The sequence below is a fragment of the Brevibacillus formosus genome (assembly GCF_003013405.1).
GTDB lineage: Bacteria > Bacillota > Bacilli > Brevibacillales > Brevibacillaceae > Brevibacillus > Brevibacillus formosus.
In genome coordinates this window covers 583373-609441 of the sequence record NZ_PXZL01000013.1, presented here as the reverse complement: position 1 = coordinate 609441, position 26069 = coordinate 583373, and the positions used below count along the sequence as shown (strand labels likewise).

The following is a 26069-nucleotide window of genomic DNA, read 5'->3' as shown; positions in this document are numbered from 1 at the left end:
AGCTAGATCGTTTCTGACTGGGCAATCCGTTGCTTCATGATTCGATTGACTCTCTCTGAACCATATAGCATGAACACAATGTAGAAGGCTATAAAAAACGGTAAAATCGAAACGGTCGTCTGTGCAGCAAGCCACCCTAGCAACGGAGGCAAAAACGTGGCTCCCGTATACGCTACAGCCATCTGATAGCCCATCAGCTTTTGCGATTGCTCTTTCCCAAAGCGTTCTGGGGTATCATGCAGCATACAAGGATAAATCGGAGCGAAGCCCAACCCGAGCAACAGTAAACCGATCAGCGAATAGTAGGTTGGTAATGGCAACATCAACAGCGATGCCCCGGCGAAAGATACGAGAAGTCCACTGCGAATCAGGATGCGGTTGCTCACTTTGAAGGTTACAAAGCCCGTGATAAATCGCCCAACAGTGATGCCACCGTAATACATGGCTACCCACACCGCTGCCAATGCCGCAGGTAGCTCTTTCACATTTACCAAAAAGCTGCTCCCCCATAATCCCACCGAAGCTTCAGCCCCACAATAGAATAGAAAGGTCAGCAAAGTCAGCTTGACGCCTTTCGTCTGTAACATTTTTTCGCTCCGCCCGCGAGACGGCTGAGCCTGTGACTCTTTGACAGCATGGCTCTGTATGTTCTCCATCCGCTTCCACAAAGGAAGTGTAAACGCGAGAAGTACGACTAATGCAAATTGTATAAGAGAAATGGTAAAGTAGCCATTCCGCCATAAATCATGATCGTGCATAAAGCCAGACATAATAATGGGGCCAAGCGTAGCACCCACTCCCCAGAAGCAATGCAGCCAGCTCATATGATGGGCTTGATAATGCGTGGCGACATAATGGTTCAGTGCAGCATCTACAGAGCCAGCTCCTAGTCCCAGCGGCAATGCCAATGCCAGCAACCAAATAATCGAAGGGGCAAAAGAAAAGCCGAGCAAGGCTGCCGCCGTCATCAAACAGCTGATCAGGGTGATCTGTCCTGTCCCCAGTCGTTTTAATAATGCACCGCTCATCAAGCTAGATACGATCGTTCCAGAAGCAATCACAATATTGATCACACCAGCCATACCAAATGCCGCCCCATATTCTGCTTGCATGACCGGCCAAGCTGCCCCCAGTAACGAATCGGGAAGACCCAAGCTGATAAACGACAAGTAAATCATGATCAAAAAGAAGGTTGCCACGATTCCCCGCCCCCTGCTCATTTTTACATTCTTACAGTGAGTCTATTCAGCAATTTCTCTCCCTCTGTGTTGAACCGCTTGTTCTTTTCAAGAAATTCGTTCACTTCCTGTAATTGGGCTGGCCGATAGCCTGGTCCACCACATCCACAGGAATGATAGGTAAACCCATGCTCATAGAGAATTTCAACCTTTTTCCACTGCTTCACATCCGTTTGCTTTGGAGCCTTGAAATCATGCCCCATATCCTTCATTCCCTCACCGCATTGCGGACAGCTATGCTTGATCTTCTTCCATTCTTCCTCCGTCATCTCATACTTGGAGGTTTGCTTGAACACTTTTCGGCAAGGAAAACAGGCGTATATTTGTTTGTATGGACCATACATCCCATATCGACACATGATGATCAACCCCTATCCCATTCATCTGCCAGTTTCTCTTTTAGTTGGATGGCGAGCATTCTCCAGCGGTTGCGTTCCTCCGATTCCGCGATTTCCTCCTCGTCCATTTCCAGCCAATAGTCGGCATCCATCAGTTCATACATATCCAAAAGAGTGATTGTTGCACAGGCAGGATTCTCAAAAGCCGCAATCATCGCCTCCGGTCCGTCATCCCAGTTGTAGCCATTCACGACAGCATGAAGGAGAACAGATGAATCAAGCAGTTTTATTTTTTGGCACCGCTTGTGCTCAGATTCCTCATATAAAATATCGTCCACCGCATCCTCTTCCTCAGAAGACAGCGTTAGACGTACTGCGCCTTTCGTTTCGAGCAGCAGGTCTGCAATCGCTTTGTCCATTCTGGCGGCATTCCAAGCAGTGGCCAAAATGCCATGCTTAGAATCAAGCTCGGCTCCCTGTTGCAGCAATCGTTTTACGGCTTCGACTTGCTTGAATTTGACGGCTTTTTTCAACGCGGTTTCGCCCAACTTGTCTTCCGCCTCCAGCTCTGCGCCTTTATCCAACAGCATCTGAATCGCTTCTGGCGGCATTCGGTTTGTGATAAAAAGCATCAGCGGTGTTCTCCCGCGTTGATCTCGTTCGTTGATATCTAATTGATCCACTGCTGCTCGCACGATCTCAATATCCTTTGTCTTGCTGACGATTGCCCATTCCATCCGACTTCTTCTCCTCTGCTTCTATCTAGACAACTCCCGTTCCGGTATTGCTATGTATTCCCTTTTTTAACGAGCGTACTGCCGACGAAGTCAAAGCTCAGAGGCGCCCCTTTTTTGTCAGGTTGCCATCCCAGCTTGATCGCATCTTCAATAATCGCCGCGACATCGGCTGGCTTTATCACTCTCATATCCAAATGCTGCACAAGTGGAAACTCCGCCCAAAAGTCATTCACATCGGATTTTACGTACACGCGAATTAACTGCCCTATCCCTTCATTGTGCTGAATCGTCAACGCGAGCAGACCCTTCGCTGCTGGGCTAATGACCCATCGATATCGCTGTTCTCCTACCGTTATGCCCCTCGTGCCTTTTTTGGGTAATGCCATGGCTACCTCCTCATTGCGAATAAATGTTCATCAGTTCTGCCAAATACGCTTTTATTCCGTCTATTATTTCCGGTGAATGCTGTACACTCACTTCTTTCCCCAACCCAATCAAAAACTTTGCAAAAAACAAGATGTCACTTCTCGATACATTTCCTTCCAACCAACCACTTCCATCCTGCCGAACATGCAGCATAGATGCAAGCCAAAGTTCAGCCTCACAAGCCTGCACACCTTCAATCGTCAGCTCTGCAAATAAGTGGACGGTGTCCTGATCCTCGACGGTTTTGACCTGTCTATTTTCCAAGTGAATGTCTCGAAGATCCAACGGCGTCAATGCCGATGGTACGACGTCATGGATACGGTCACAACGGAACACGCGAATATCTTGATGTTGATAACAATAAGCCGGACTGTACCATAGACCGTTTTTTGTATAAATTCCAATTGGCTGTATCTCCCGTGTGGATTGTTGTCCACGCGTTTCATAAGTGATGCTTAGCACTTTTTGTTGGATGGCGGCATCCAGCAGAGTGGATAAATGCGGAGAGCTTGCTTGCCGCTTCGGTGTCACAAAATCAACACGGCGTTTCATCTGATCAATGCGATCGCGAATATCCGGAGGCATGAACTGATAAAATTTGTTCAGCGCCGAGGAGGATTCTGTCTCAAATGGCAGTGAGGTATGGTGTCGAAGAGCATGGATCGCGAAAAAGATTGCGACCGCTTCCTCCTCTGAGAATGCAATAGGCGGCAAAATCCTTTCCTTCAAAACATGATATCCGCCATGCGGTCCCACCTCAGAGTACAAAGGCACCCCTAACTCACTCAGCTCTTGCAGGTCGCGGAGTATTGTTCGCCCTGAAACGCCAAATTCGTTAGCAAGCTCACTCACAGTAAACTTGCGCTTCCGGTTGACAGTCATCATCATTTCCAGCAGTCTTTTTGATTTTGGCATGGTATAACTCTCCAAATGTTTTTATTATGACAATTCCTGTCACTATTATCTGTTATTGTGAAGGAGAAGTCGAGTTGGACATGATGCTGATGATAACTAAGGAGGAATAGCTGTATGCTTTATCCACAAGAAAAAGGAACGATAACGAGAAAATTTTTCCAATCAGGTAACGTAAAACTATCTTACCTTGATTTCGGAGGGGACAGTCAAAGAGTTTTGCTCCTGTTGCATGGTCATATGAATGATGCGCGGACCTTTACCGGGTTTGCTTCCAGATTCACAGATTGGCGCGTGATTGGATTGGATCAACGAGGCCACGGCTGGAGTGAGCATGCTCCAGATACGGACTATTCACGTGAAGGCTACCTCAACGATATTCTTGCCTTTGTTCAGACCGTTTTGGATGGAGCTCCTGTTACGATCGTTGGGCATTCTTTAGGAGGCGTCAACGCTTATCAATTTGCGGCCCGTTATCCTGAGCTTGTGGACGCAGTCATTGTAGAAGATATCGGGGTAGAAATTAAGGCCGACTTATCCTTTGCAGAAAAACTCCCACATCGCTCCCCTTCTTTACACGACCTAAGGAAATCACTTGAAAAAGTCGGCGTTCGGGCGGTCGATTATTTTTCGGAAAGCGTGTTTGAGGATGAACAAGGCTGGGGATTCCGTTCTGATTTAAAAGGCATGCCTATCTCTCAGCGGCACATTGACGGTGAATGGTGGAGCGATTGGCTAGCGTCTTCTTGCCCGATCTTGCTGATTCATGGAAAAAAAAGCTTTGTACTGGATGAAAGTCAAGCCGAGCGCATGGTGACCCAAAGGCCAAACACAAAGCTTGCAAGCTTTGCTGAGTGCGGGCATGATATCCATTCTACAGACCCTGATGGATACTATCAGGCTGTAAGAAGCTTTCTTGACGAGTTGAAATAATAGAATTAAGGCTCCTCCATAATAAACAGCCAACCCTCTTTGGATTGGCTGTCATTTACATGCTAGCTTTTTGTGTTTAATTCTTTTTGGTTTTTTTGCAAACATAGGATGAGAGTAAATGTCACTGCCCCTAGAATGGCACTGCAAGCTAACGCTACAATAAAAGAGTGCAATTGTAGTTGAAGCGCTGATGTACCGGTGTATGTAGCTGACTGGGACAGGACAGCAAAAAATACGCTTCCAATGGCTGCAATCCCAAGTGCATTGGCTGTCTGCATAAAGGTGCTTAAAATACCGGAGGCTGAACCTACCTGCTCTTTCGGTACACCTGACATAATTGTCCCCATCAGTGGTGCCCCAACGAATTCTTGTCCCCAACCTATCAAGAAGAACGGCATGATCAACTGCTGCCAATGCAGATCGTTCCCGTAATAAGAACACACTGCAATCACCGCTGCATATCCGGCTATTAATAATGTTGCGCCCCATTTCAACACGGATGCATTTGTTTTAGCCAATTTGGGGCCAAGCAGGGAGGCTATAAAAAAGGCGAAACCAATGGGAATAAAAGCAATGGCCGAGTCTATCGCCGAAAGGGACAGGGCGTCCTGAAGCGTCATTGAAACAACGAGAAAAAATCCACTGTTTCCAATTTGATAGGCCAAAATTGTAAACACACCAAGGGTGAAAGTGCGCTCCTTGAATATGTTTACACGTATTAACGGCTCATCCCCGCGTAGCGTCATCCGTTTTTCATGGAATTGGTATAGGAAAAATAAGGCTATCGCTCCCACAAAGCTCAAATAGATCCAGAGAGGCCATCCCGCTTCTCTACCGACGACCAAGGGATAAACAAGCAACAGCAAACCGCAAGTAAGAATGATAATGCCGCGCACATCTATTTTCTGATTCCCATTCGATGGGGGTTCTCTTAATAACGGAATAATCATGAGCATTGCCAAAATTCCAATAGGGAGATTGATAACCATTAACGTCCCGAGTAGTAAAACAAACAGTGCCCACCATCGTTTTGTGTCCAACTTCCTTGTCGTTTCTGAATGGGTGTAGTTCATACAAAAGTCACTTCCCTGCCAACGATTAATAGAGGTATTCATAAATACGACTATGATTCAGTCAAAAAAAGAGGAAATACTCGTTATAAGTATTCCCTGTAAGGGGTGATAATGCGTACATAGTCACTCCCATATTTCTCTTCCAGCACTTGGCCGAAATCTTTCTCGATCTGACCCATGATGATGTCATGGTAGAACGCATTTTGCAGCAACTCAATGAGTGACGGGTGGTCCGTCTCCAGTATAGTGGGCTTGATCCCACGCCCAAAGCTGCCCAGCAACGCCGAATGTGCATCGCAAAGTATAGAGAACTTCCTGGATTGCACTTGATTCCATTCCGCACTCCTTTTATGTACGACAACATTTTTTAGCTTTGCATGGCATTCGCCAATGGATATTAGCGTGACAGCAACCCCTTGTTTTTCTGCTTCTACCAGTGGTTCCTCTACCCAATGAACATCTTCAGACCAAATATCGACAACAATGCTTTTGTTTGCATTTGAGACGATACGTTTAATGGCTGTTTCAATCGCTTTGTCACCTTGCCAATTATAAAAGGAAGGGGACGTTCGGGGAGTGGATTTCAACTGTTCTTGAAGTACACGGGTTGTTTGATCAAATTCCGATTGTAACAAACGAATCAGCTGCTCGATCGGTACCGCATCATAAAGAACAGGCTCCGATTCGATCATGCGGCACATGCCCTTTTCGGTCAATGCTCGAAGTGCAGCGTATACGTTTGTCCGAGAGACGGAAACTTTCTTGGCCACTTCATATCCAGAAATTTTTGGTTCCTCGTGAAGTACCAAATAACATCTGGCTTCCAGGTCTGACAATCCTATTTTTCGGAGCTCATCAATCAAGCTGTTACCTCCGTTCTTTTTAGTAGTATAAATGAATACTACTGTTATTCCAAGATAAAGTCAACACTCCTATGAATCCAGCACCCTCCAACCAGCGCTGGTCGCAGAAGACTTGTTTGCAGCCTTTTTCCAGGGGCAATAACACTTTTCCCTCCATCGGGTAAATGAAAAAAGAACTGTAACAAAAGAGCGATTTCTGTCACAGTTCTTTCATGCTCGTTACAAATCCAGCTTATTTTTTTCCAGAAAATTCGTAGCGAAATTCCCCGCAACAAAGTCCGGATGCTCCAGCAGCTTCTCATGGAAGGGAACCGTCGTATGCACGCCTTCGATGACAAACTCACCCAGCGCCCGCTTCATGCGCGCCAATGCTTCATTGCGATCTGTTCCCCAAACGATCAGCTTGGCGACCATTGAGTCATAGAAGGGAGAGATTTCGTAGCCGGGATAAACCGCACTGTCCACGCGCACACCGTAACCGCCAGGCGGTAAGTAATTGATGACCTTCCCTGGTGATGGCATAAAGTTTTTGGCAGGATTCTCGGCATTGATCCGGCACTCGATTGCCCATCCGTTGATTTTCACGTCTTCTTGTGAGAAGGTTAACGGATTGCCTGCTGCGACAGATATTTGTTCTTTGATCAAGTCGATCCCTGTGATCATCTCTGTCACGGGATGCTCTACCTGAATCCGCGTATTCATTTCCATGAAGTAAAATTGGCCGTGCTTGTCGAGCAAAAATTCAACGGTACCCGCACCGTGGTACGAAACCGCTTTGGCTGCCGCTACCGCAGCCTGCCCCATTTGCTCGCGTAGGGCTTGGTCCAGCGCCGGAGATGGCGCTTCCTCTACCAGCTTTTGATGACGACGTTGGATGGAGCAATCCCGCTCTCCCAAGAACACAGCGTTGCCGTGCTTGTCGCCCATGATTTGAATTTCCACATGCCGCGGCTCTTCCACGTATTTTTCCAAGTATACGCCGGCGTTGCCGAATGCCGTCTCCGCTTCTTTCTGGGCTTGCCGAATGGCCTTGGACAACTCATCGGCGTCAAAAGCGACACGCATGCCTCTACCGCCGCCGCCAGCCGTTGCTTTTACGATGACAGGATAGCCGATTTTTTCCGCCACCTGCAATGCTTCATCGATGTCTTCAATCAAGCCTTCTGTACCTGGAACTAATGGAACATTCGCTTGACTCATCGTTGCTTTTGCTACGGCTTTGTCACCCATTTTGGTGATCGCTTCGGGATCTGGACCGATAAAGGTAATGGAGCAATCTTGGCAAAGCTGGGCAAACGAAGCGTTTTCCGCCAAGAAGCCATAGCCCGGGTGGATAGCGTCTGTCTTCGTGTGAAGTGCGACCGTCATAATCCGTGCCATGTTCAAATAGCTGTCTTTGGACGCCGTAGGTCCGATGCAATACGCTTCATCCGCCAATTCTACGTGCAATGCTTCCCGATCCGCCTCAGAAAAGACAGCGACTGTACGTATCCCTAGTTCCTGACAAGCACGGATAATGCGGACAGCGATTTCGCCGCGATTGGCAATTAATACTTTCGTAAACATAGGCGCTCTCCTTCCTACTGAGTTTTGACAACGATCAAAGCTTTTCCATAATCGACAAACTGACCATCCACGACGAGAATTTCCGTGATGATTCCGCTAACGGGGGTCGTAATATCGGTAGATAGCTGAAGAGCATCAGCCGTGCAGCGTCCAACCTTTTCGCCTGCTTGAACGGTCTGCCCCACTGTCACATCCGCATAGAACAGTCCTACTCCTAAAGACATGACTTGTTGTGTCACTTCCTTAGGTGCCTCAGCAGCAACATCGACGGACTCAGCAGTGGCGGCTGCCTCCTGATAACCATTCTCCACTTCGCCCACCTGTATAGGCGTATTGACAGCCACGACATCTACTGGTGCGCTTTTCTTGATCACGATTCGGGTCTTGCCCTTCTCCCATTCCAGCTCCTCAATGGAAGACTGATTTACCAGCTTGATGAATTCACGCAGTTCATGCAGCTTCATAGCACGATCAGAGCTCCTTTCTAAAGCGGGATATTCCCGTGCTTTTTGTACGGACGATCTTCCTGCTTGTTTCTTAGCATCTCCAACGCTTGCGCCACCTTTTGGCGGGTTTCGCGCGGATCGATGACGTCATCCACCATCCCGAGACTTGCCGCGACATATGGATTGGCGAACTTTTCACGGTAGAGGGCAATTTTCTCTGCGCGAGTCGCGGCCGGGTCCTCACTTTGTTCGATTTCCTTTGCAAAAATGACGTTGGCTGCCCCCTCTGGACCCATGACGGCAATCTCTGCATTCGGCCATGCATACACGACATCTGCTCCAATGGATTTGGAGTTCAGCGCCACGTAAGCCCCTCCGTAAGCTTTGCGCAAGATCACCGTGATTTTGGGAACCGTTGCTTCTGAGTATGCATACAAGATTTTCGCCCCGTGACGGATAATCCCTCCGTGCTCCTGATTGATTCCCGGGAAAAAGCCAGAGACATCTTCAAAGGTTAGCAGCGGAATGTTGAAGCAGTCGCAGAAACGGATGAACCGTGCCAGCTTATCCGATGAATGAATGTCCAGCCCGCCTGCCATGACCTTCGGCTGGTTGGCGATAATGCCGACACTGTGTCCATCGATACGCGCCAGACCGATAACGATATTGCGGGCAAAGTTTGGCTGTACTTCCATGAAATCACCGTGGTCCACGATTTTTTCGATGACCTTGCGCACATCGTATACTTTGGTGCTTTCAGCAGGTACCAGCTCCAAAAGCTCCTCTTGCCAACCATTATTCTCCTCTGCTTTTACCACAGGTGCGCGATCGCGATTGTTTTGTGGCAGGAAGCTGAGCAGCCTGCGCACTCCTTCCAATACTTCCTGTTCGGTTTCTGCCGTAAAATGGGCATTGCCGCTCACCGTCGAATGGACTTTTGCTCCGCCTAGGTCCTCCGCGGATATTTTTTCACCTGTAACAGTTTCGATCACTTTTGGACCTGTGATGAACATTTGACTCGTCTTTTCTACCATGAACACGAAATCAGTTATTGCTGGAGAGTAAACCGCTCCTCCTGCACACGGTCCAAGGATGACAGAGATTTGCGGAATCACACCGGAGTAAATGGCATTGCGGTAAAAAATCGTGCCGTAGCCATCCAGCGAGCTTACCCCTTCTTGAATGCGTGCGCCGCCAGAGTCGTTCAGACCGATAAAAGGAGCGCCGTTTTTCGCTGCCAAGTCCATTACCTTGGCGATTTTCATCGCGTGCATCTCACCCAGAGCACCGCCAAATACCGTGAAATCCTGCGCGAACAAATAGACAGGGCGACCGTTGATTTTACCGTAGCCCGTCACGACGCCCTCGCCTGGTGCCTCCATCTGGTCGAGACCAAAATGCGTAGCACGGTGCTCAACAAACGGGTTCAGCTCCATAAAGGTATCTGGGTCAAGCAGAAGCTCGATCCGCTCGCGTGCAGTCAACTTGCCGCGGTTATGCTGGGCATCGATGCGAGCATCACCGCCGCCTAGCTGGATTTTATATTTGCGTTCCATCAATTCATCAATTTTTTCGTACATATTGCTGCTCATATGGACCACCATCTCTCTATTCCTTTTTCATGATCGCATTCTCATAGATCGCCACTAATTGCTGTACAGCGCTCGTCGGTGAAATCTCGCCACTCGCAACGGCTTCTTCAATGGAGGGAAGCAGCTTGGCTACTTGCTGGTTGCCGAAAAAGGTCGCGCGCAAGTAGTCTTGAGCCATACTGTGCATCCAATCGAGTAGCTGTGCTTTGCGCCTTGCCTCGAAGCCACCCGTTTGAATGGTGGTTTCACGAAATTGACCGATGACCTCCCAAATATCTTCAATGCCTTCCCCTGTTAGCGAGGAACACATGTATGCTTTCGTCTCCCAGCCAGTGGTTGCCGGCTGCAAGTAATGCAGAACGCGATTGTACTCCCCTTTGGCGATCAAGGCACGCGTGCGGTTTTCCCCATCGGCCTTATTGATCAGAAGCGCATCTGCTATTTCCATGATGCCTTTTTTGATTCCTTGCAGCTCATCGCCCGCACCTGTCAGCATCAGGAGTAAAAAGAAATCGACCATGGACCTGACTGTCGTCTCGCTTTGTCCGACGCCGACCGTTTCAACCAAGATTACATCATAGCCTGCTGCCTCACAGATCAGCATCGTTTCTCGGGTCTTCCGATTGACACCGCCTAGCGTGCCTCCAGTGGCAGACGGTCGGATGAACGCCTGTGGATTGCGTGACAAGAGCTCCATTCGTGTCTTGTCACCGAGAATGCTCCCGCGTGTAACTGTACTGCTCGGATCAACGGCCAAAACAGCGACACGATGACCTTTTTCGCAAAGCATACTGCCAAATGCTTCAATGAACGTGCTCTTGCCCGCACCTGGCACACCGGATATCCCTATGCGTATGGATTGACCTGTATGAGGAAGCAGCTGCTTGATCACCTCTTGGGCCATATCCATATGAGCGGGAGCGTTGCTCTCGACCAGTGTGATTGCCTGTGCCAAAACCGTTCGGTTATTCTCTCGTACGCCTGTGACGTATTGATCCACCGATAAACGTGGGAGGCGTGCCCTGGAGGAAACGTTCAAGAAATTCTTGTCAGCCTTGCCCCCGGTCATTGTCCAGCAGCCTCCAGGCGATACACGATCTCTTGGAGAACGTGCTGGGCTGCTACAGGAATGACTGTTCCTGGCCCAAAGATAGCTGCGGCACCATGCTCTCGCAGAAAGGCGTAATCTTGTGCTGGTATAACACCACCTATAACGACGACAATATCCTCGCGTCCCAGCTTCTTGAGCTCTCCCACCAGTTGTGGCAGCAATGTCTTATGTCCTGCCGCAAGCGAGCTGAAGCCGATCACGTGCACGTCATTTTCAATTGCTTGTTTTGCTGTTTCCTCAGGTGTCTGGAACAACGGACCGATGTCGACATCAAAGCCCAAATCGGCAAAAGCGGTCGCAATCACTTTCGCGCCCCTGTCATGTCCGTCTTGACCCATTTTCGCGATCATAATACGGGGACGTCTGCCTTCCCACTGCTCGAATTCGTCTGCCATCTTGCGGACTGCCGCTACCTCATCGGCATCTGCGTATTCGGAACTGTAGACGCCGCTGATGGAGCGAATGACCGCCTTGTGTCTCCCCACGACCTTTTCATAGGCATCCGATATTTCTCCCAAAGAAGCTCTTGCTCGCGCCGCTTCAATGGCCAGCTCCAACAGATTGCCTTCACCCGTTTTCGCGCACTCCGTAATGGCCTGAAGTGTTGCTTGCACTCTCGCCTCATCCCGGTTACTGCGCAGCTCCTGCAAACGACTGATTTGCGCTTCTCGGACCGCTGTGTTGTCGACTTCGAGAATTTCCAGCGGATCTTCTTTGTCCAGACGGTATTTGTTCACGCCAATAATGGCTTCCTTCGCCGAATCGATATGTGCCTGACGGCGTGCTGCCGCTTCCTCGATCTTCATTTTCGGCAATCCCGTCTCAATTGCTTTTGCCATACCGCCAAGTGCTTCGATTTCTTCGATGTGCGCCCACGCTTTTTCCACGAGCTGCGCCGTCAACGACTCGACGTAATAAGAACCTGCCCACGGATCGACGACCTTGGTTATCTCGGTTTCGTCCTGCAAAAACAACTGCGTATTTCGCGCGATCCGAGCTGAAAAGTCTGTCGGCAACGCAATCGCTTCATCCAATGCGTTCGTATGCAGAGATTGGGTATGCCCCAGAGCAGCCGCCATGGCTTCGATGCACGTCCGCACCACGTTGTTATACGGATCCTGCTCCGTCAAGCTCCATCCAGACGTTTGTGAGTGTGTCCGCAGTGCCATCGACTTTTCGTTTTTGGGATGGAACTGCTTGATCAGATTGGCCCAAATCAAGCGGCCTGCCCGCATTTTCGCCACTTCCATGAAGTAGTTCATGCCAATCGCCCAGAAAAATGACAGCCGTGGCGCAAACGCATCGATGTCAATACCTGCTGCAAGTCCCGTGCGAACGTATTCCAAGCCATCTGCCAACGTGTAAGCCAATTCAATATCCGCGGTCGCACCCGCTTCCTGCAGGTGGTAGCCTGAAATACTGATGCTGTTGAATTTGGGCATGTGCTTGGAGGTGTAGGCAAAAATATCGGAAATGATCTTCATCGACGCTTTTGGCGGATAAATGTAAGTATTCCGAACCATGTATTCCTTCAAAATGTCATTTTGGATCGTTCCGGTAAGCTCCTCTTGTGAAACCCCTTGCTCTTCAGCCGCCACGATATAGAACGCCATAATCGGCAAAACCGCTCCGTTCATCGTCATGGAGACGGACATTTTATCGAGGGGGATGCCGTCGAACAAGATTTTCATATCGAGAATGGAATCAACTGCCACGCCCGCTTTCCCGACATCACCGACTACCCGGGGATGATCGGAGTCATAGCCGCGATGCGTCGCGAGGTCGAAGGCAATCGACAGCCCTTTTTGTCCCGCAGCCAAATTCCGTCGGTAAAAAGCGTTACTCTCTTCCGCCGTAGAAAATCCGGCATATTGGCGAACCGTCCATGGCTGAGTCACGTACATCGTCGGATACGGCCCGCGCGTATACGGTGGCAAACCAGGCATGTAGCCGAGGTGATCCATTCCCTCCACGTCTTCCATTGTGTACAGAGGTTTAACAGGGATCTGCTCTAGTGTCTGCCACATTTGCTCCATTCCTTGTGGGTTCGCACCCAATTGGGGGAACAAATCAGACACATCTCGTTTGGACTGATAAGCCATTTTTGAAAAATCGGGTCGCTTCATTATGAGCTCACTCCTATCCGCTCCTGAAGTTCTCGCAGCATCTCGTAGCAATTGGAACGCATGTGGATGCAGTCATCTACACCGGCTGCCTTATAAGTAGCCAGCTGCTCTGCCTCAGGCAAGCCAGCCAACAGAACCGTCATTTGAGGTACACGTTGCTTGATTTCATGAGCCAATGGAGGCACCTGCTCCGGATAACTCGTATCGTCCGAACAAATGACCGTGATCATTGCACCTGATGCCACCGCAGCTTCAGCCGCCTCTTGAGTTGTAGAGAATGCTTGCTTGCGTATAACATCAAAGCCGCCAACCGCAAAAAACTCTGCTGCGAAGTCTGCCCGGGCCTTATGCTTTGCCACTGGCCCCATCGTCGCTAAGAACACGGTCGGTCTTTTTCCTGTAGCTTTCAAGAAATCATCGCCCTGTATCCGCAGGGCCTCAAAGCGTTCGGATGCCCGGTGAATACGGAGTGGCTGGATGATTGTCTGCACGGAATCTTCACGGCTCATGGCTTTGGCGATATCCCCCACAGTCGCTCCATGAAGCACAGCTTTTACTGCACGTGCCACGAGCTCATCGGTATGTTTTGACAACTCGTTGAGCGCTGCGGAGACGAGAGTCGCGTTCTGTTTTAGCCGATGGGATCGTGCTTCCGCTGCTCGCTCTTCGTGAATACTCGGAAGGCTCTTGGCCTCTAGTGGCAGCTCAGCCGTATTGGCATACATGTTGGTTCCAACCAAACGCTTTTTACGGGTATCAATGCTCGCCGCTTTTTGATCCGCGATTCTAGCGATCAAGCCTTGTGGGAAGCCTGCCTCTAACGCGCTCAGCATGCCACCCTGCGCTTCTACCTGCTGGAACAGCTCCCATGCTTTTTTCGCTAATGCATCTGTTAGCCATTCTACGTACCAAGAACCTCCCGCAGGGTCGATCACTTTTGCCAAATGCGCTTCTTCTTGCAAAATGATTTGCGTATTTCTGGCGATTCTTCTCGAAAACTCATTGGCAGGGCGGATGGCTTCGTCAAACGCGGATACATGCAGACTGTCTGCTCCGCCAATGACTGCTGAGAACGCTTCTGTTGTGGAACGAAGCATGTTGACATACGGATCGTAAATCGTCTTCGTCCAGGCCGAAGTTCTGGCGTGAATCGTCATCTTTTGGGCTTCCGTTGATCCACCGTAGGCCGCCACGATGTTTGACCAGAGCATTCTTGCAGCACGCAACTTCGCGATTTCCATGAAAACATCTGAACCAATCGAGTATGAGAACTGCATCCGTGCTGCGATATCATCTATGGAAATTCCCCGCTCAAGCATCGCCTGCAAATAGTCGACCCCTGTGGCCAGTGAAAAAGCCAGTTCGTTTACTGCGTTTCCGCCGCCGTCCTGATAAGGATTGCTTTGAACCAGGATCGTTTTCAGCGCAGGTGCATGATCCTTTGCCCATTTCACCACACTTGCCATAGCGTTATAAGCTGCCTGCAAGGAACAAGGGAGCTTGCCCTCTGTAAGCAGAACCGTTACAGGGTCTTGGCCGATGCATCCGCGAAGCTCGGAGACTTGTTCGCCTGTCGCTTCAACATGTGCCAAAATGAGCGAAAGAATGGGCAAGCCCAGCGCTCCCGTGTTCACGTAAAGAGGGACCTCGGAAAGCTTCACCCCTTGAAATGCCTGCTCTATATCCTCTCGGCAAAAAACAGATACGCCTTTGTGACCAATCGTTTCTGGCAAAGCTTCGTCAGGGTCAAGCCCAGCCAAAGCCGCTTGATCCACCATCAGATGCAGCATGGTTTGTCCTCGCGCCAAATCGTTTATGGCTGCCTGATTGAAAGCTTCTGCACTGGGTGCGATGATCTCCTGACAGACATGCCATTTGTGTTCCTTATGCTCGCCAGCCTGCTGGTTCCCTCTGTGAAAAGGCGCTTCTCCTGGTAGCGCTTCCAGATGCGGCAATGTTTTGACATCTTCGTATCTATAGATTGGCTGGCGAACAATCCCTTCGTACGTATGCGTCAGTAGCTTGGCATCAAAGGATGCACCCTTTAGCGATTTCTCTGCCGCTTCCCGCCACTGCTCGTACGTGGGAACGGAGAATTCCTTGAACCATGTATGTTTGCTCACTCTTCCAGTCCTCCCCTTAAAAGCTGCTCCATTACGCTTGCTTCACCAGGAATAACGGCTGTCCATGCTCGACCAGCTGGCCGTTTTCCACCAAGACTTGGACAATCTCTCCTTTTACTTCTGCTTCAATCTCGTTAAACAGCTTCATGGCTTCGACAATACAGACAATGGTAGTTGGCTCTACCCGATCATTTACGGATACGTATGGTGCTGCGTCAACGGCAGGTGCTGCATAGAAGGTTCCGACCATAGGTGAAGTAATTTTGTACAAGTTTTCCGTCACTTCCGCCGATTTCTGAGGTGCTTCCACCGGAACGGTTGCGACCGGGCGCTCAATCGCTTCTTTTTTAGGCAAAAGAACAGCGGGTGCCGCCGTCACGATTGGCGCGCTTTTGACTTGTACGGGGGGCTGATGTACGGCTGTGACTTGATTCCCATTTCTTCGTTTGATACGCAAAGAAGAATCTTCGTCATTTACCTCAAAAGATTCTATGTCCGTCTGCTCCAATAGCTTCACAAGTTCTCGCATTTCGTAAATGGTAAGCACGACTATTCCTCCCTATTCCGAATCTGACTACACAATCTCCGAACCGACTAGTTGGTCTGTGGTGATTGAGCAAGACCGACCAGTTGGTCTTTTTGATATTATAACAAATGTCAGAATACTAGTACAGACCAACCAGTTGGTCTGATCCGGTTATTTTAGATGGGACCATCAAGCGACTATGCCCCTGTCTCCTATCGAAAAGCTTGAGTGTAGCCGCATGATCCTAGTTAGCCCCCTACAATGACTTGAAGGGATTATCTTGTGATTGCAGGAAAAAACGCTGAAAGGCCGGGTTTTCCATCGATTCTGATTTCAAAACGGAATGAAGAACCATATCTGCATAAATCTCCGCGATTTGCTCGATCGAGTACGTCCCTGACTTTTGATACCACTTGTAAATCCAGTTCACCATGCCAAAAATAGCCATGGACACAATCGGCACGGGCAGCTCCGGGCGGAACTCACCCGATTCGATCCCGTCCGAAATGACGGTGAACATAATTTTTTTATAGCGATCCCGTTTCGTTTCAATATCCGTGTAGTACTCCGGAGCTAAAAACAAGCTTTCCTGATAAAAAATCGTAACCTGAGAGCGGTACAGATCAATCATCATAACGAAGGATTTTACGATGGCCTGCAGTCGTTCTGTCGGGGTATCCCACTTCTCGTAAGCTTCCTCTGCTTTCTCCAGCACATACGTAATGAATTGATCATGAATGATGTAGAGAAGTTCATCCTTGGATTTGAAGTTGTGATAAAATCCTCCCTTCGACGTGCCGCTTTCTTTCACAATTTGATCCACAGTCACTTTGTGGTAGCCATTTGCTTCAAACAAGCGCATGGATGTTTCAATAATACGTTCTCTGATTGATTTTTCGACCATTATCTTCACCCGTGAACATTATAGCATAACTGCCTAGCAAAAACGCCGATTCTCTTCGGTAAGAGATCGGCGTTGCTTCTTTAATTCGTTGGTGTGGAAACAGGTACGACACCTGAATATTCTTCGAGCGTAATCCCTTTTTCTCCGATTTCTTGTGCGATCTCGACACCTACATAGCGCAAATGCCACGGCTCATAAATATAGCCAGTAATCGAGTCTTTTCCCTCTGGGTAGCGAATGATAAATCCAAACTTCTCGACGTTTTCATCCAGCCACTTCGCTTCCTTGGTTCCGGCAAAGCAGCTTGTTGCTGCGCATTTGCCATCCTTACCAGAGACATCAATCGCGAGTCCCGTCTCATGCTCACTCGTCCCAGGAACTGCACTGTAAGTCCGTGCCTTCTCTACCCCGTCTTTTTTTACATAGCGATTAAACAGCGCTTTCTGGTAGGCGTGGGAGCGATAGGCAGAAACGCCCGCCAACTGAACACCATCAGCCTGGGCTGCCGCAAATAACTGCTCAAGCGCACCCGCTGCTTCTTTGCGCATTTTTCGTTTCTCGCTCTTTTCAGGGAGCAAGTAAGGAACGTTTGGGAACACTAAATCATTTGGCTGATAGTTCTCCGGAAGCTTGCGCTGTTTGTTCACCAGTACAGCAATACTCTCAGGCTCACCCACGACCGCGATGTCCGGGAACAACAGCTCAGACGGCTGACCCGCTGGCGGCTTTTCTGCCGATTTCGTTTCCGTTGGCTTCGCTTTCTGGGGTTGCTCCGGTTGTTCTTGCTTTGGTGTTTCAGCAGGTGGAGGCGTTGTCTCCTCCTTTGGCTTCGCTTCTTCCTTCTTTGGAGGAGTTGGTGTCTCCACGGATGGTGGTGTCTGTGATTCTTGAGGAGCAGCTATACTGTTACATCCAGACAACACAAATGTCATTGCCGTTACGAGCACGAGTGGATGCAAAAGCCGGTTTCGAAAACTTCTCATTGTAACGTTCCTTTCGTTTGGGAGCTGATCCAATTATGTAGGTAATAAAAGTACGTACCTATTATGACATAATTGACCGGCTTTTCGTTACATGTTTTATTGAGAAATCACGACCTGATCGAGATTCAGATAACCCGCTGGACTGATGGAGAAGCCCTGAATACGGTTGCTGATCACAGCCAAATTCTCCAGATTGCGAATCGGAACAACCAAAGCGTCTTGCAGCTCCACTTCTTGTGCCTTTGCGTAGATGGCAAGTCTTTTGGCCGGATCTGTTTCGATACGACCAGCCTCGATGAGACGATCCAGCTCGGGATTGCTGTATTGAAAGCTGTTGCCCGCCCCTCCACCCGATGTATGAAACAGATTGTACTGATTGTAGTCGGCATCCCCAGTTGCATTTGCCCAGCCACTGACAAAAATCTCATGATCCTTCGTTTGCTCAATGGTTCGGACAAACTCATCGTAGCTGACGACTTTTAGCTCCGCGTCGATGCCGATCCCTTTTAATTGCGACCGTATCACTTGGGAAACCAAGATTCGATCCTGTCTATTGAAGGTAATCATTTGAATAGGAAAACCATCTGGATAGCCTGCCTCTGTTAGCAACCGACGCGCTTGATTGATGTCGTACGGATAGCTTTTCACAGTTGGACTGTAGCCGAACACATGCGGTCCCATCGGGGAATTCGCCTTTGTTCCCACGTTGTTATACACCCCTTTAATGATCGCTCCCGTCTCGATCGCCATACTGATGGCTTTCCTCACACGGATATCGTTCAGTGGTGGACGTGATACATTAAACCCGATAAACTCCGTCCCGAGCGCATCACTGCGGTACACGCGCATCTGGTTGGAGGCTTGAATTCGATCCAGCTCCATGACAGGGATGGACTCCGCGACATGTGCTTCTCCCTTCTCTACCATCGCAATGCGGGCCTCACCATCCGGAACAACCTTGAAGACGACATGATCAAGCGTAGCGGCCTCGCCCCAGTAGGAATGGTTTTTGCTCAACGTAATTTGACTGCCATGCTCCCATGATTGGAACTGATAAGGGCCAGTACCAACCGGGTGCTGCGATAATTCCCGTCCGTATTTATCGATTGCAGTAGCGCTGATGATGCTCCCCTCGTGACTGGCCAAAATAGAAAGCAAAGGCGCAAATGGCTTGTGAAGGATGAATTGTACTCTGTACGGATTGATGACCCTAACCTGCTTTACTTTTTCAAACATCGCTGCTCGAGGAGAAGCCACCGCTGGATTTAATACGCGATCGAATGTTTTCTTGACTGCCTGTGCATGAAAGGGGGTCCCATCGTGAAAAATAACGCCTTGTCGGAGAGTAAACTCCCAAGTAAGATCATCGATTTGTTCCCATGCAGTTGCCAGCTGTGGCTGAATATTCATGTTCCGATCACGTTTGACGAGCCCTTCATACACTTTTCCTTGGACGACACTCGCCTCATTAATCGTCAAAATAAAATGGGGATCGAGATTGGCTGCATCCGACATACGTGCAATGATTAACGTCCCACCCTCAGCAACGTTTTGGGGTGTCGGTACGATTTGGTTGTTGTGAGAAGGCTCCTGACCGAAAGAACAGCCTGCTATGGTCATGATTGCTGCGAGTAACAGTCCAATTCGTCTGTGTAAGGATGTCTGTGTGTACATTGGACCCTCCCTGCATTCTCTTATGTTTCCCTCGTTGTATGTTTAGCAAAAAGACCGCCCTTCTCCCATGTTTCCCGGAGAGCAGCGGTCCACACTCTATTCTTTTTCAAACAATCGCTTATATTCCCCGAAGCCCTCTTCCTCCAAACGATCCTTCGGAATGAAGCGCAATGCGGCTGAATTGATGCAGTAACGCAATCCATTTTCACCTGGACCGTCCTCGAAAACGTGGCCGAGATGAGAATCTGCTTCTTTGCTGCGAACCTCTGTACGAATCATATTATGTGTCAAATCCACATGCTCGGTTACGTTCTCCTCCTGCAATGGCTTGGTGAAGGATGGCCACCCGCAACCGGAATCGAACTTGTCCAAGGAACTGAACAAAGGCTCGTTGGAGACGATGTCAACGTAGATGCCCTCTTCTTTGTGATCCCAGAATTCGTTCGTAAACGGACGTTCTGTCCCGTTGTTTTGCGTGACCTCGTACTGGAGCGGGGTCAAGATTTTTTTCAATTCTTCTTGCTTCGCACGGTCGCGCCATGCTTCCTTGGTGAATTTCGCTCTGCCTGATGCCGCGCGGTAATACTGGTAGCGAACCGGATTTTTCTTATAGTAGTCCTGATGATACTCCTCCGCCGGATAGAACGGTTTGGCTGGCAAAATCAGCGTTGCAATGGGCTTTTGGAAACGACCGCTCGCTTCCAGCTCTTGCTTGGATTTTTGCGCAAGCCTTTCTTGCTCTTCATTATGATAGAAGATCGCCGGCGCATACGATTGACCTCGGTCACCAAATTGACCACCAGCGTCTGTCGGGTCGATTTGTCTCCAAAACATTTGCAGCAATTCGTCGTATGAGATCAGGGACGGATCATATGTGATTTGGACCGCTTCATAGTGTCCCGTCGTATCAGAGCATACCTGTTCATAGGTTGGGTTTTCGACATGACCGCCTGTATAGCCGGAGACGACTTTTTGAATGCCTGGCATCTTGTCAAACGGACTGACCATGCACCAGAAGCATCCGCCAGCAAAGGTTGCGATTTCGAATGGATGTGTATCGCTGTTCACGCATTTCGCCTCCTGTAAATGTAGTATGTAACACTATCATCTACGATTGTACATGGTTTGCAAAAGCAAAGTCCACTCTGGAAGTGCTGTGAGGGGTTCCAAATAAAAAAGGAGACCTTTTTATAAGAAAGGCCCCTTTTTCGCTATCAGATTGCATAATCCTTTACTCGTATGCTGCTACTCTGACAGCGCTTTGGCAAACCCAGAGAGCATGACAACCATATGGGCAATTCCTTCCTCGAAGTCTTTCAAACGGATGGATTCGTTCGGCGCATGTACTTTGCAGCCAACCCAGCCTACCCCTGTACTGACGACAGGAAGCTTCAGCTGTTCACCAAAAATATACATCGGACCTGTGCCTGCCGCGTTTGGCGAAAGCACGGGTTCATGATCATATATGACGCGAGCCGTATCCAGTACATGAGCAACAAATGGATGGTGGAAATCGGAGCGATACGCTTTCTGTCCGTTGATCATGGTGACGGTAATATCCGTAAAACCATGCTTCTCCAAATGATTCTCGATGCATTTCATGATGTGCTGTGGATCTTGTCCTGGGACAAGGCGGCAATCCAGCTTGGCCATCGCGCTTTTCGGCAGCACCGTCTTCGCGCCCTCTCCTGTATAGCCGCTATCCAGACCGCAAATGGTCATGGTCGGGTGGAATACCATAGCTTCTCGCGGGTCCACGTTGTTTGACGCGGTAATCAGTGGGCGTTTCAAGCCGTATAGCGCTGCTGTCGCCTCTTCACTGAACGGCAATTCGGAAACGACTTTCTTTTCATCCGCTGTCGGTTCCTCGATCCCATCGAAGAAGCCTTCGACCAAAATCTCGTTTTGCTGATTTTTCATCGTCGCCAATGCCTGTACGAGGCGCCATGCTGCATTGTCTACATAGGCACCGACAGAGGAGTGCATGTCGATATCTGCCCCAACACATGTCAGCTCTAGGTAGGCCATTCCTTTGATCCCGGCAACCATGCTGATTCGCTCATTTTCGTCCTTTCCACCGAATTCCCAAATGCAGGCATCCGCCTGGAAAAGCTCCTTGTACGCTCGAAGATATGGCTCCAGATTCGGGCTGCCGATCTCTTCTTCTCCTTCGATCAGAAACTTGATGTTGCAAGGCAAACCGCCCGCTTGCTGCTGCAAAATCTGAATCGCCGTCAGACGCGCGACGAGATCACCTTTATTGTCGGCAACCCCACGCGCATACAGCTTTCCATCGATGATCGTAGGGTCGAACGGCTCCGTGTTCCACTCATGAAACGGTTCAGGTGGTTGAACATCGTAGTGATCGTAAAACAGGATCGTTTTGCTGGCGTCTCCCTCACTGCCTGCTGCAAAAAACGCATACACCACTGGATTGCCCCTGAGATTATCGAGGACCTTTGTCTCACCGCCAACCTCATGAATCATCTTGACCACGTATTCAACCGTCTCTGGGATGGCCTTATGCTGTGCGGATACGGTAGGAAAACGCAAATATTGCTTCAGCTTCTCGATTGCATGCGGCAAATTTTCTTGCACGATGCCTATAACTTGTTCTTTGTTCACGATCGGGCACCTCCTACTGGCATTTACCTGCTTATTCGACTTTCTCTTTTTGGTGTGCAACCAAATAACTGTCGAACCAATCTGTCGTATATTGCAGTCTCAACACGCGTTGCTCTGGATCACCACTGCGGGAAAGCTCATGACTGGCACCCGGGAAACGGACAAACGATACCGGAGCCTTGCCTTGATGCTTCAATGTCACATAAAGCTGCTCGGCCTGTTCGATCGGGCAACGGTAGTCATGTTCCCCATGCATGATCAGCAGAGGCGTCTCGATGTTCTCTACCAAGCGAATCGGTGAATGCTGCCACATTTTTTCCGGATTCGTGAATGGATTTGCCTGAATCTCTTCGGCAGTGAAGAAATACCCGATATCACTGACACCGTAAAAGCTTACCCAGTTGCAAATACTCCGATCAGTTACACCCGCTTTGAATCGATTGGTTTTACCGACGATCCAGTTCGTCATGAAGCCACCGTAGCTGCCCCCTGCGACACCCAAGCGGTCCTCATCGACAAAATCGAAATGATCACATGCAAATTGCACAGCCGTCATCAAATCGCGGTAATCGTTCCCGCCATAGTCACCGCAGCACGCCTGAACAAATCGCTCTCCGTAGCCAAAGCTCCCTCTCGGATTCGTATAGAGTACGGCGTAGCCTTTTGCAGCGAGCAGCTGGAACTCGTGGAAAAACGTATTTCCATACATGGAATGAGGCCCGCCATGAATTTGCAGAACCATCGGGTATTTTTTTCCTTCTTCAAAACCGACTGGCTTGAGCATCCAACCGTGCAGCTTCCAGCCATCCTTTGCGACAAACTCGATTTCTTCTGGAACCGGGAGCTCAATGCCCGCAAATAGCTCTTTGTTCAGTGCTGTCAAACGTTTTTCTTCTCCGTCCTTCAGGCTTACTTGATACAAGTCGCCTGGCGTAAACGGGTCACTGATAGCAGCAACCACCGTTTGTTCGTTTTCATCCAGCGAAAAGCCGTAAATATTCCGGTCCCCCGCTACGACATGAGTGACTTGTCCGTCCAATGTCACGTGATAGATGCCGGAATTTCCTCGTTCACTTGCAATAAAGTACATGCCTTTTCCGTCCGCTGTCCATACAGCACCTGGATTGGGGTGACCAGGCGAGCGCATGTCTCCGATAGTGGAATCGCCAACCTGTACATCCCAATCCGCTGTGATGCACGTATAGTCGCCCTTTTCAAAATCATATACCCAGATGCGCTTCTGTGCTGCGTACAAATGCGTGTCCAATTCACTTCCGATATACGCTAGCTTCTTACCGTCGTGTGACCAGGTTGGGTAGGCAAAAATCCCTTTGCTGTTGGTCAGCTTTTTCCATTCTCCCCCTTCAAAAGGGATGAGAAAAACGTCAACACTATGCTGAAAATCAGGGTCTTCTGCTCGGTTCGCCGTAATCGCGAGCCATTTTCCATCCGGAGACCAGGAGCCAACCGTATGATTGTACGGGCCATCGCTGAGTGGCGTAACCTCGCCTGTTTCTACATGAACAATGGCCAACTGCTTGTTTTTCTCGTAAATAAACCCGAGATCATCGGATTTATACTTCATTCTTCCGACATGAATGGCTTTGGCATTTCCTTTTTCTTCGGTTCCCTCCTGGTCTGCAAATGTTTCTCCCTCATCCATGATCGACGAAAAGACAATGTATTTGCCATCAGGTGACCAAATCGGATTACTGACGCCGTTTTTGCAACACGTGAGCTGCCTTGCTTCTCCTCCGTTAGCATCGATCAGCCAAATTTGTGGTTTTCCAGATCGATTCGAGACAAAGCTAATCTTTGAACCATCCGGCGACCAGCGCGGAAAGGTGTCGCGGAAGCCAGACGTCAAAGGCTGTGGATCATCTGCATCCAATCTGCGTAAATACAAGTGATTTTGGTATGCGTGTGACTCATCGATTTGATTTTCCACATAGGCAAGCGTGTTTCCGTCTGGTGATAGCTGCGGATCGCTCGCGTACCGCATTTGATACAAATCTTCAGCCGTTATGCCTCTTTTTGCTTGCGTCATTCTACTCACTCCTCGATTTTATTGGTGGATCCAAGCTTCTCCAAAAAGAACTGGGAAATTTTTTGATTCAACGTGATGTGATTGTCCAGTTTTTCGGTAAAGTGACCTTCATCCTCAAAAATGTGCAAATCGACTTCTTGTCCCCTGCCTCTCATGTCTGCTACAAGCTGTACTGCTTCGCTGACAGGAACACGCGTATCATTGCGCCCATGGAATACGAGAAGCGGAGCCGTGATCTTATGGGAATGATTCAAAGGAGCAATTTCTTCAAAAAAGTCATCGTCTTCGCCGAGGAACCCGTACTCCACCTCACGCAATCTCCTTCTCCATGCGCCGGTGTTCTCCAGAAAGGTTTTGAAGTGGGAAATCCCGACAATATCAACACCCGCGGCCCACAGGTCAGGGTAATGCGTAAGCGCAGCCAATGTCATGAAGCCTCCGTAACTGCGGCCCATAATGCCGATCGCATTCGGGTCAACGCTTGGGCGGTTGCGTAAATCTTTGACCAGCCAAGCCAAATCTGCTACAGAATCCATCCGCTTGCGACGATCGTCGAGTTGGACATATTCCCGACCGTAGCCCATGCTGCCGCGAACATTTGGTGCTACCACCGTAAAGCCTTCATTCGCCAAAAATTGAAAAACGGGATGATATTCCGGGCGAATTTGGCTCTCTGGACCGCCATGAACGTAGACGACGACTGGTTTTTTCTCAGAATGTTCAGATGCATCTTTGGCATAAAGGAAATACGGAACTTCCAAGCCATCAAAAGAGTGAAAGGTGCACAATTCCGGCTCGATGAGTTTATCCTCCAGAGCATCAGATCGACCAATGTTCGTCACACGCCTGCTAGTTTTCTCCGAAATGGTGTACGTCCAGATGTCGCCTGGAAGTGTAGGACTTTTCAGTGTAAAAGCGAGCTGATCATCATCCACCCACGCCAAAGAAGAGATCACTCCACGTGGCGCTTGCTCCACCCGCTCCCAGCGTTTCTCTGTCAAGGAATAGAGAGCAAGTGCGGAATAGCCTCCTTCATTGATCGTAAAGGCAAGCAGCCTCTCGTCGGGGGATAATTTAGCCACCTCAATGTCCCATTTCGGGTCGTGCACCAGTTTGTTCAGCTGTCCTGTATGCAGTGAAAAGCGGCACAACGCTTTCGTGTTTTCATCGCGGTCAGTTACAAGATATCCCGTTTGGCCGTCTATAGACAGTACCAAGGAATGATAGCGCGCATGTTTACTGCAAATGGCGAGCTTTTGTGCTTCCTTCGTTTGCAGATTCAACAAATACAGGCAATTGTCAATGTTGGTCTCCTGCACGCTGAAAATGAGTCCTGTCCCGTCTGGCAGCCAGCAAATTGGATCTGTGCGCCCATCATAACGGAAGACTTCTTCATACGCACCGCTCTCGACATCCTGTACAAAAATATCAAAGCTACGCGGATTCCGACGATTGCTGGACCACGCGATCTTTTGCCCACAAGGTGACCAGCCACCCAAATAGTGAAAATAAGCAGGAGCGTCCGTCAACGGTTTCACGACTGCTCCATTTTCTGTTAGCAAAAAGAACTGCTGCCGCTCATCTCCCTTGTTGTCCATACCGACAATCGTTTTCGTTCCACACGGGGAATGGTCAACTTCTACTACTCGATCAGGGAAAAAGGTCACTTGCTCCGAGCGGTTGGACTCTTCATTCCAGCGCCACAACTGCGCGATGCCTGTCAGCTTCGTTAAAAAGGTAATCTCTCTACGCTGCGGTACCACCTTCAACTGATACGCGGATTTCACTTGCAGATAGTCCAAAATCACGAGAAATCATCCTTTCCT

The 26069-nt window shown here is 49.3% G+C and carries 22 protein-coding genes; 1 reads left to right on the top strand and 21 read right to left on the bottom strand.

Going from position 1 to position 26069, the window contains the following annotated elements:
* Window positions 1-2: 2 nt before the first annotated feature.
* Genes C7R91_RS15570 through C7R91_RS15550 form a run of 5 tightly spaced genes read right to left on the bottom strand, consistent with a single transcriptional unit; the run spans window position 3 to window position 3654 of the window.
* Window positions 3-1199, bottom strand: a complete 1197-nt coding sequence (locus C7R91_RS15570) for an MFS transporter (protein ID WP_083995041.1) — start codon at window positions 1197-1199, stop codon at window positions 3-5.
* 23 nt (window positions 1200-1222) lie between these two features.
* A complete protein-coding gene (locus C7R91_RS15565; RefSeq protein WP_047069197.1) occupies window positions 1223-1597 on the bottom strand; it encodes a hypothetical protein in 375 nt (124 codons plus the stop codon).
* A gap of 5 nt (window positions 1598-1602) precedes the next feature.
* The gene (locus C7R91_RS15560; protein WP_047069195.1) at window positions 1603-2313 is read right to left on the bottom strand and encodes a DUF4274 domain-containing protein; all 711 of its coding nucleotides are present in this window, start codon (window positions 2311-2313) and stop codon (window positions 1603-1605) included.
* A 50-nt stretch (window positions 2314-2363) separates the two neighbouring features.
* On the bottom strand, window positions 2364-2699 hold the full coding sequence (locus C7R91_RS15555; RefSeq protein ID WP_047069194.1) for a hypothetical protein: 336 nt from the start codon (window positions 2697-2699) through the stop codon (window positions 2364-2366).
* A gap of 10 nt (window positions 2700-2709) precedes the next feature.
* On the bottom strand, window positions 2710-3654 hold the full coding sequence (locus tag C7R91_RS15550) for a helix-turn-helix transcriptional regulator (RefSeq protein WP_047069193.1): 945 nt from the start codon (window positions 3652-3654) through the stop codon (window positions 2710-2712).
* A gap of 114 nt (window positions 3655-3768) precedes the next feature.
* On the opposite strand from C7R91_RS15550, the gene C7R91_RS15545 reads away from it, so the two are divergent.
* Complete coding sequence (locus tag C7R91_RS15545) at window positions 3769-4584, top strand: alpha/beta fold hydrolase (protein ID WP_047069191.1); 816 nt, start codon at window positions 3769-3771, stop codon at window positions 4582-4584.
* Window positions 4585-4646: 62 nt separating this feature from the next.
* On the opposite strand, the gene C7R91_RS15540 is transcribed toward C7R91_RS15545, so the two are convergent.
* The 16 genes from C7R91_RS15540 to C7R91_RS15465 form a co-directional block, all read right to left on the bottom strand.
* Entirely contained in the window at window positions 4647-5657 is a 1011-nt protein-coding gene (locus C7R91_RS15540) for an MFS transporter (RefSeq protein ID WP_047069190.1), read from the bottom strand.
* 83 nt (window positions 5658-5740) lie between these two features.
* Complete coding sequence (locus tag C7R91_RS15535) at window positions 5741-6520, bottom strand: TrmB family transcriptional regulator (RefSeq protein WP_047069189.1); 780 nt, start codon at window positions 6518-6520, stop codon at window positions 5741-5743.
* Window positions 6521-6739: 219 nt separating this feature from the next.
* Complete coding sequence (gene accC, locus C7R91_RS15530; RefSeq protein ID WP_047069188.1) at window positions 6740-8086, bottom strand: acetyl-CoA carboxylase biotin carboxylase subunit; 1347 nt, start codon at window positions 8084-8086, stop codon at window positions 6740-6742.
* A gap of 14 nt (window positions 8087-8100) precedes the next feature.
* A complete protein-coding gene (locus tag C7R91_RS15525; RefSeq protein WP_047069187.1) occupies window positions 8101-8550 on the bottom strand; it encodes an acetyl-CoA carboxylase biotin carboxyl carrier protein in 450 nt (149 codons plus the stop codon).
* A 20-nt stretch (window positions 8551-8570) separates the two neighbouring features.
* Window positions 8571-10136 carry an acyl-CoA carboxylase subunit beta gene (locus tag C7R91_RS15520; protein ID WP_047069186.1) on the bottom strand — a complete coding sequence of 522 codons (1566 nt, stop codon included), beginning with the start codon at window positions 10134-10136 and terminating at the stop codon, window positions 8571-8573.
* 4 nt (window positions 10137-10140) lie between these two features.
* The gene (gene meaB, locus C7R91_RS15515; RefSeq protein WP_047069185.1) at window positions 10141-11193 is read right to left on the bottom strand and encodes a methylmalonyl Co-A mutase-associated GTPase MeaB; all 1053 of its coding nucleotides are present in this window, start codon (window positions 11191-11193) and stop codon (window positions 10141-10143) included.
* The gene (gene scpA / locus C7R91_RS15510) at window positions 11190-13361 is read right to left on the bottom strand and encodes a methylmalonyl-CoA mutase (protein ID WP_047069184.1); all 2172 of its coding nucleotides are present in this window, start codon (window positions 13359-13361) and stop codon (window positions 11190-11192) included. Before scpA ends, meaB begins: the two co-directional genes overlap by 4 nt.
* Window positions 13361-15484: a methylmalonyl-CoA mutase family protein gene (locus tag C7R91_RS15505; protein ID WP_047069183.1), complete on the bottom strand. Its 2124-nt coding sequence runs from the start codon at window positions 15482-15484 to the stop codon at window positions 13361-13363. Before C7R91_RS15505 ends, scpA begins: the two co-directional genes overlap by 1 nt.
* Window positions 15485-15515: 31 nt before the next feature.
* On the bottom strand, window positions 15516-16031 hold the full coding sequence (gene accB / locus C7R91_RS15500) for an acetyl-CoA carboxylase biotin carboxyl carrier protein (RefSeq protein WP_047069182.1): 516 nt from the start codon (window positions 16029-16031) through the stop codon (window positions 15516-15518).
* A gap of 235 nt (window positions 16032-16266) precedes the next feature.
* The gene (locus C7R91_RS15495; protein ID WP_047069181.1) at window positions 16267-16914 is read right to left on the bottom strand and encodes a TetR/AcrR family transcriptional regulator; all 648 of its coding nucleotides are present in this window, start codon (window positions 16912-16914) and stop codon (window positions 16267-16269) included.
* 80 nt (window positions 16915-16994) lie between these two features.
* On the bottom strand, window positions 16995-17897 hold the full coding sequence (locus tag C7R91_RS15490; protein ID WP_047069180.1) for a M15 family metallopeptidase: 903 nt from the start codon (window positions 17895-17897) through the stop codon (window positions 16995-16997).
* A gap of 96 nt (window positions 17898-17993) precedes the next feature.
* Window positions 17994-19571 carry a glutathione ABC transporter substrate-binding protein gene (locus C7R91_RS15485; RefSeq protein ID WP_047069179.1) on the bottom strand — a complete coding sequence of 526 codons (1578 nt, stop codon included), beginning with the start codon at window positions 19569-19571 and terminating at the stop codon, window positions 17994-17996.
* Window positions 19572-19667: 96 nt separating this feature from the next.
* Complete coding sequence (msrA, locus tag C7R91_RS15480) at window positions 19668-20639, bottom strand: peptide-methionine (S)-S-oxide reductase MsrA (protein WP_047069178.1); 972 nt, start codon at window positions 20637-20639, stop codon at window positions 19668-19670.
* 177 nt (window positions 20640-20816) lie between these two features.
* The gene (locus tag C7R91_RS15475; protein WP_047069177.1) at window positions 20817-22196 is read right to left on the bottom strand and encodes a M20/M25/M40 family metallo-hydrolase; all 1380 of its coding nucleotides are present in this window, start codon (window positions 22194-22196) and stop codon (window positions 20817-20819) included.
* 31 nt (window positions 22197-22227) lie between these two features.
* Complete coding sequence (locus C7R91_RS15470) at window positions 22228-24243, bottom strand: S9 family peptidase (RefSeq protein ID WP_047069176.1); 2016 nt, start codon at window positions 24241-24243, stop codon at window positions 22228-22230.
* Between the two features lie 5 nt (window positions 24244-24248).
* The gene (locus C7R91_RS15465) at window positions 24249-26051 is read right to left on the bottom strand and encodes a S9 family peptidase (protein ID WP_047069175.1); all 1803 of its coding nucleotides are present in this window, start codon (window positions 26049-26051) and stop codon (window positions 24249-24251) included.
* Between the last annotated feature and the right edge of the window lie 18 nt (window positions 26052-26069).

Bases quoted from the DNA above. Each gene is read 5' to 3' on its own strand.
- C7R91_RS15520 (WP_047069186.1), bottom strand. From the start codon at position 10,136: ATGGTGGTCCATATGAGCAGCAATATGTACGAAAAAATTGATGAATTG.
- C7R91_RS15555 (WP_047069194.1), bottom strand. From the start codon at position 2,699: ATGGCATTACCCAAAAAAGGCACGAGGGGCATAACGGTAGGAGAACAG.
- C7R91_RS15565 (WP_047069197.1), bottom strand. From the start codon at position 1,597: ATGTGTCGATATGGGATGTATGGTCCATACAAACAAATATACGCCTGT.
- C7R91_RS15540 (WP_047069190.1), bottom strand. From the start codon at position 5,657: ATGAACTACACCCATTCAGAAACGACAAGGAAGTTGGACACAAAACGA.
- C7R91_RS15470 (WP_047069176.1), bottom strand. From the start codon at position 24,243: ATGACGCAAGCAAAAAGAGGCATAACGGCTGAAGATTTGTATCAAATG.
- scpA (WP_047069184.1), bottom strand. From the start codon at position 13,361: ATGAAGCGACCCGATTTTTCAAAAATGGCTTATCAGTCCAAACGAGAT.
- meaB (WP_047069185.1), bottom strand. From the start codon at position 11,193: ATGACCGGGGGCAAGGCTGACAAGAATTTCTTGAACGTTTCCTCCAGG.
- C7R91_RS15550 (WP_047069193.1), bottom strand. From the start codon at position 3,654: ATGCCAAAATCAAAAAGACTGCTGGAAATGATGATGACTGTCAACCGG.
- C7R91_RS15560 (WP_047069195.1), bottom strand. From the start codon at position 2,313: ATGGAATGGGCAATCGTCAGCAAGACAAAGGATATTGAGATCGTGCGA.
- accC (WP_047069188.1), bottom strand. From the start codon at position 8,086: ATGTTTACGAAAGTATTAATTGCCAATCGCGGCGAAATCGCTGTCCGC.
- C7R91_RS15525 (WP_047069187.1), bottom strand. From the start codon at position 8,550: ATGAAGCTGCATGAACTGCGTGAATTCATCAAGCTGGTAAATCAGTCT.
- C7R91_RS15485 (WP_047069179.1), bottom strand. From the start codon at position 19,571: ATGTACACACAGACATCCTTACACAGACGAATTGGACTGTTACTCGCA.
- C7R91_RS15495 (WP_047069181.1), bottom strand. From the start codon at position 16,914: ATGGTCGAAAAATCAATCAGAGAACGTATTATTGAAACATCCATGCGC.
- C7R91_RS15545 (WP_047069191.1), top strand. From the start codon at position 3,769: ATGCTTTATCCACAAGAAAAAGGAACGATAACGAGAAAATTTTTCCAA.
- C7R91_RS15490 (WP_047069180.1), bottom strand. From the start codon at position 17,897: ATGAGAAGTTTTCGAAACCGGCTTTTGCATCCACTCGTGCTCGTAACG.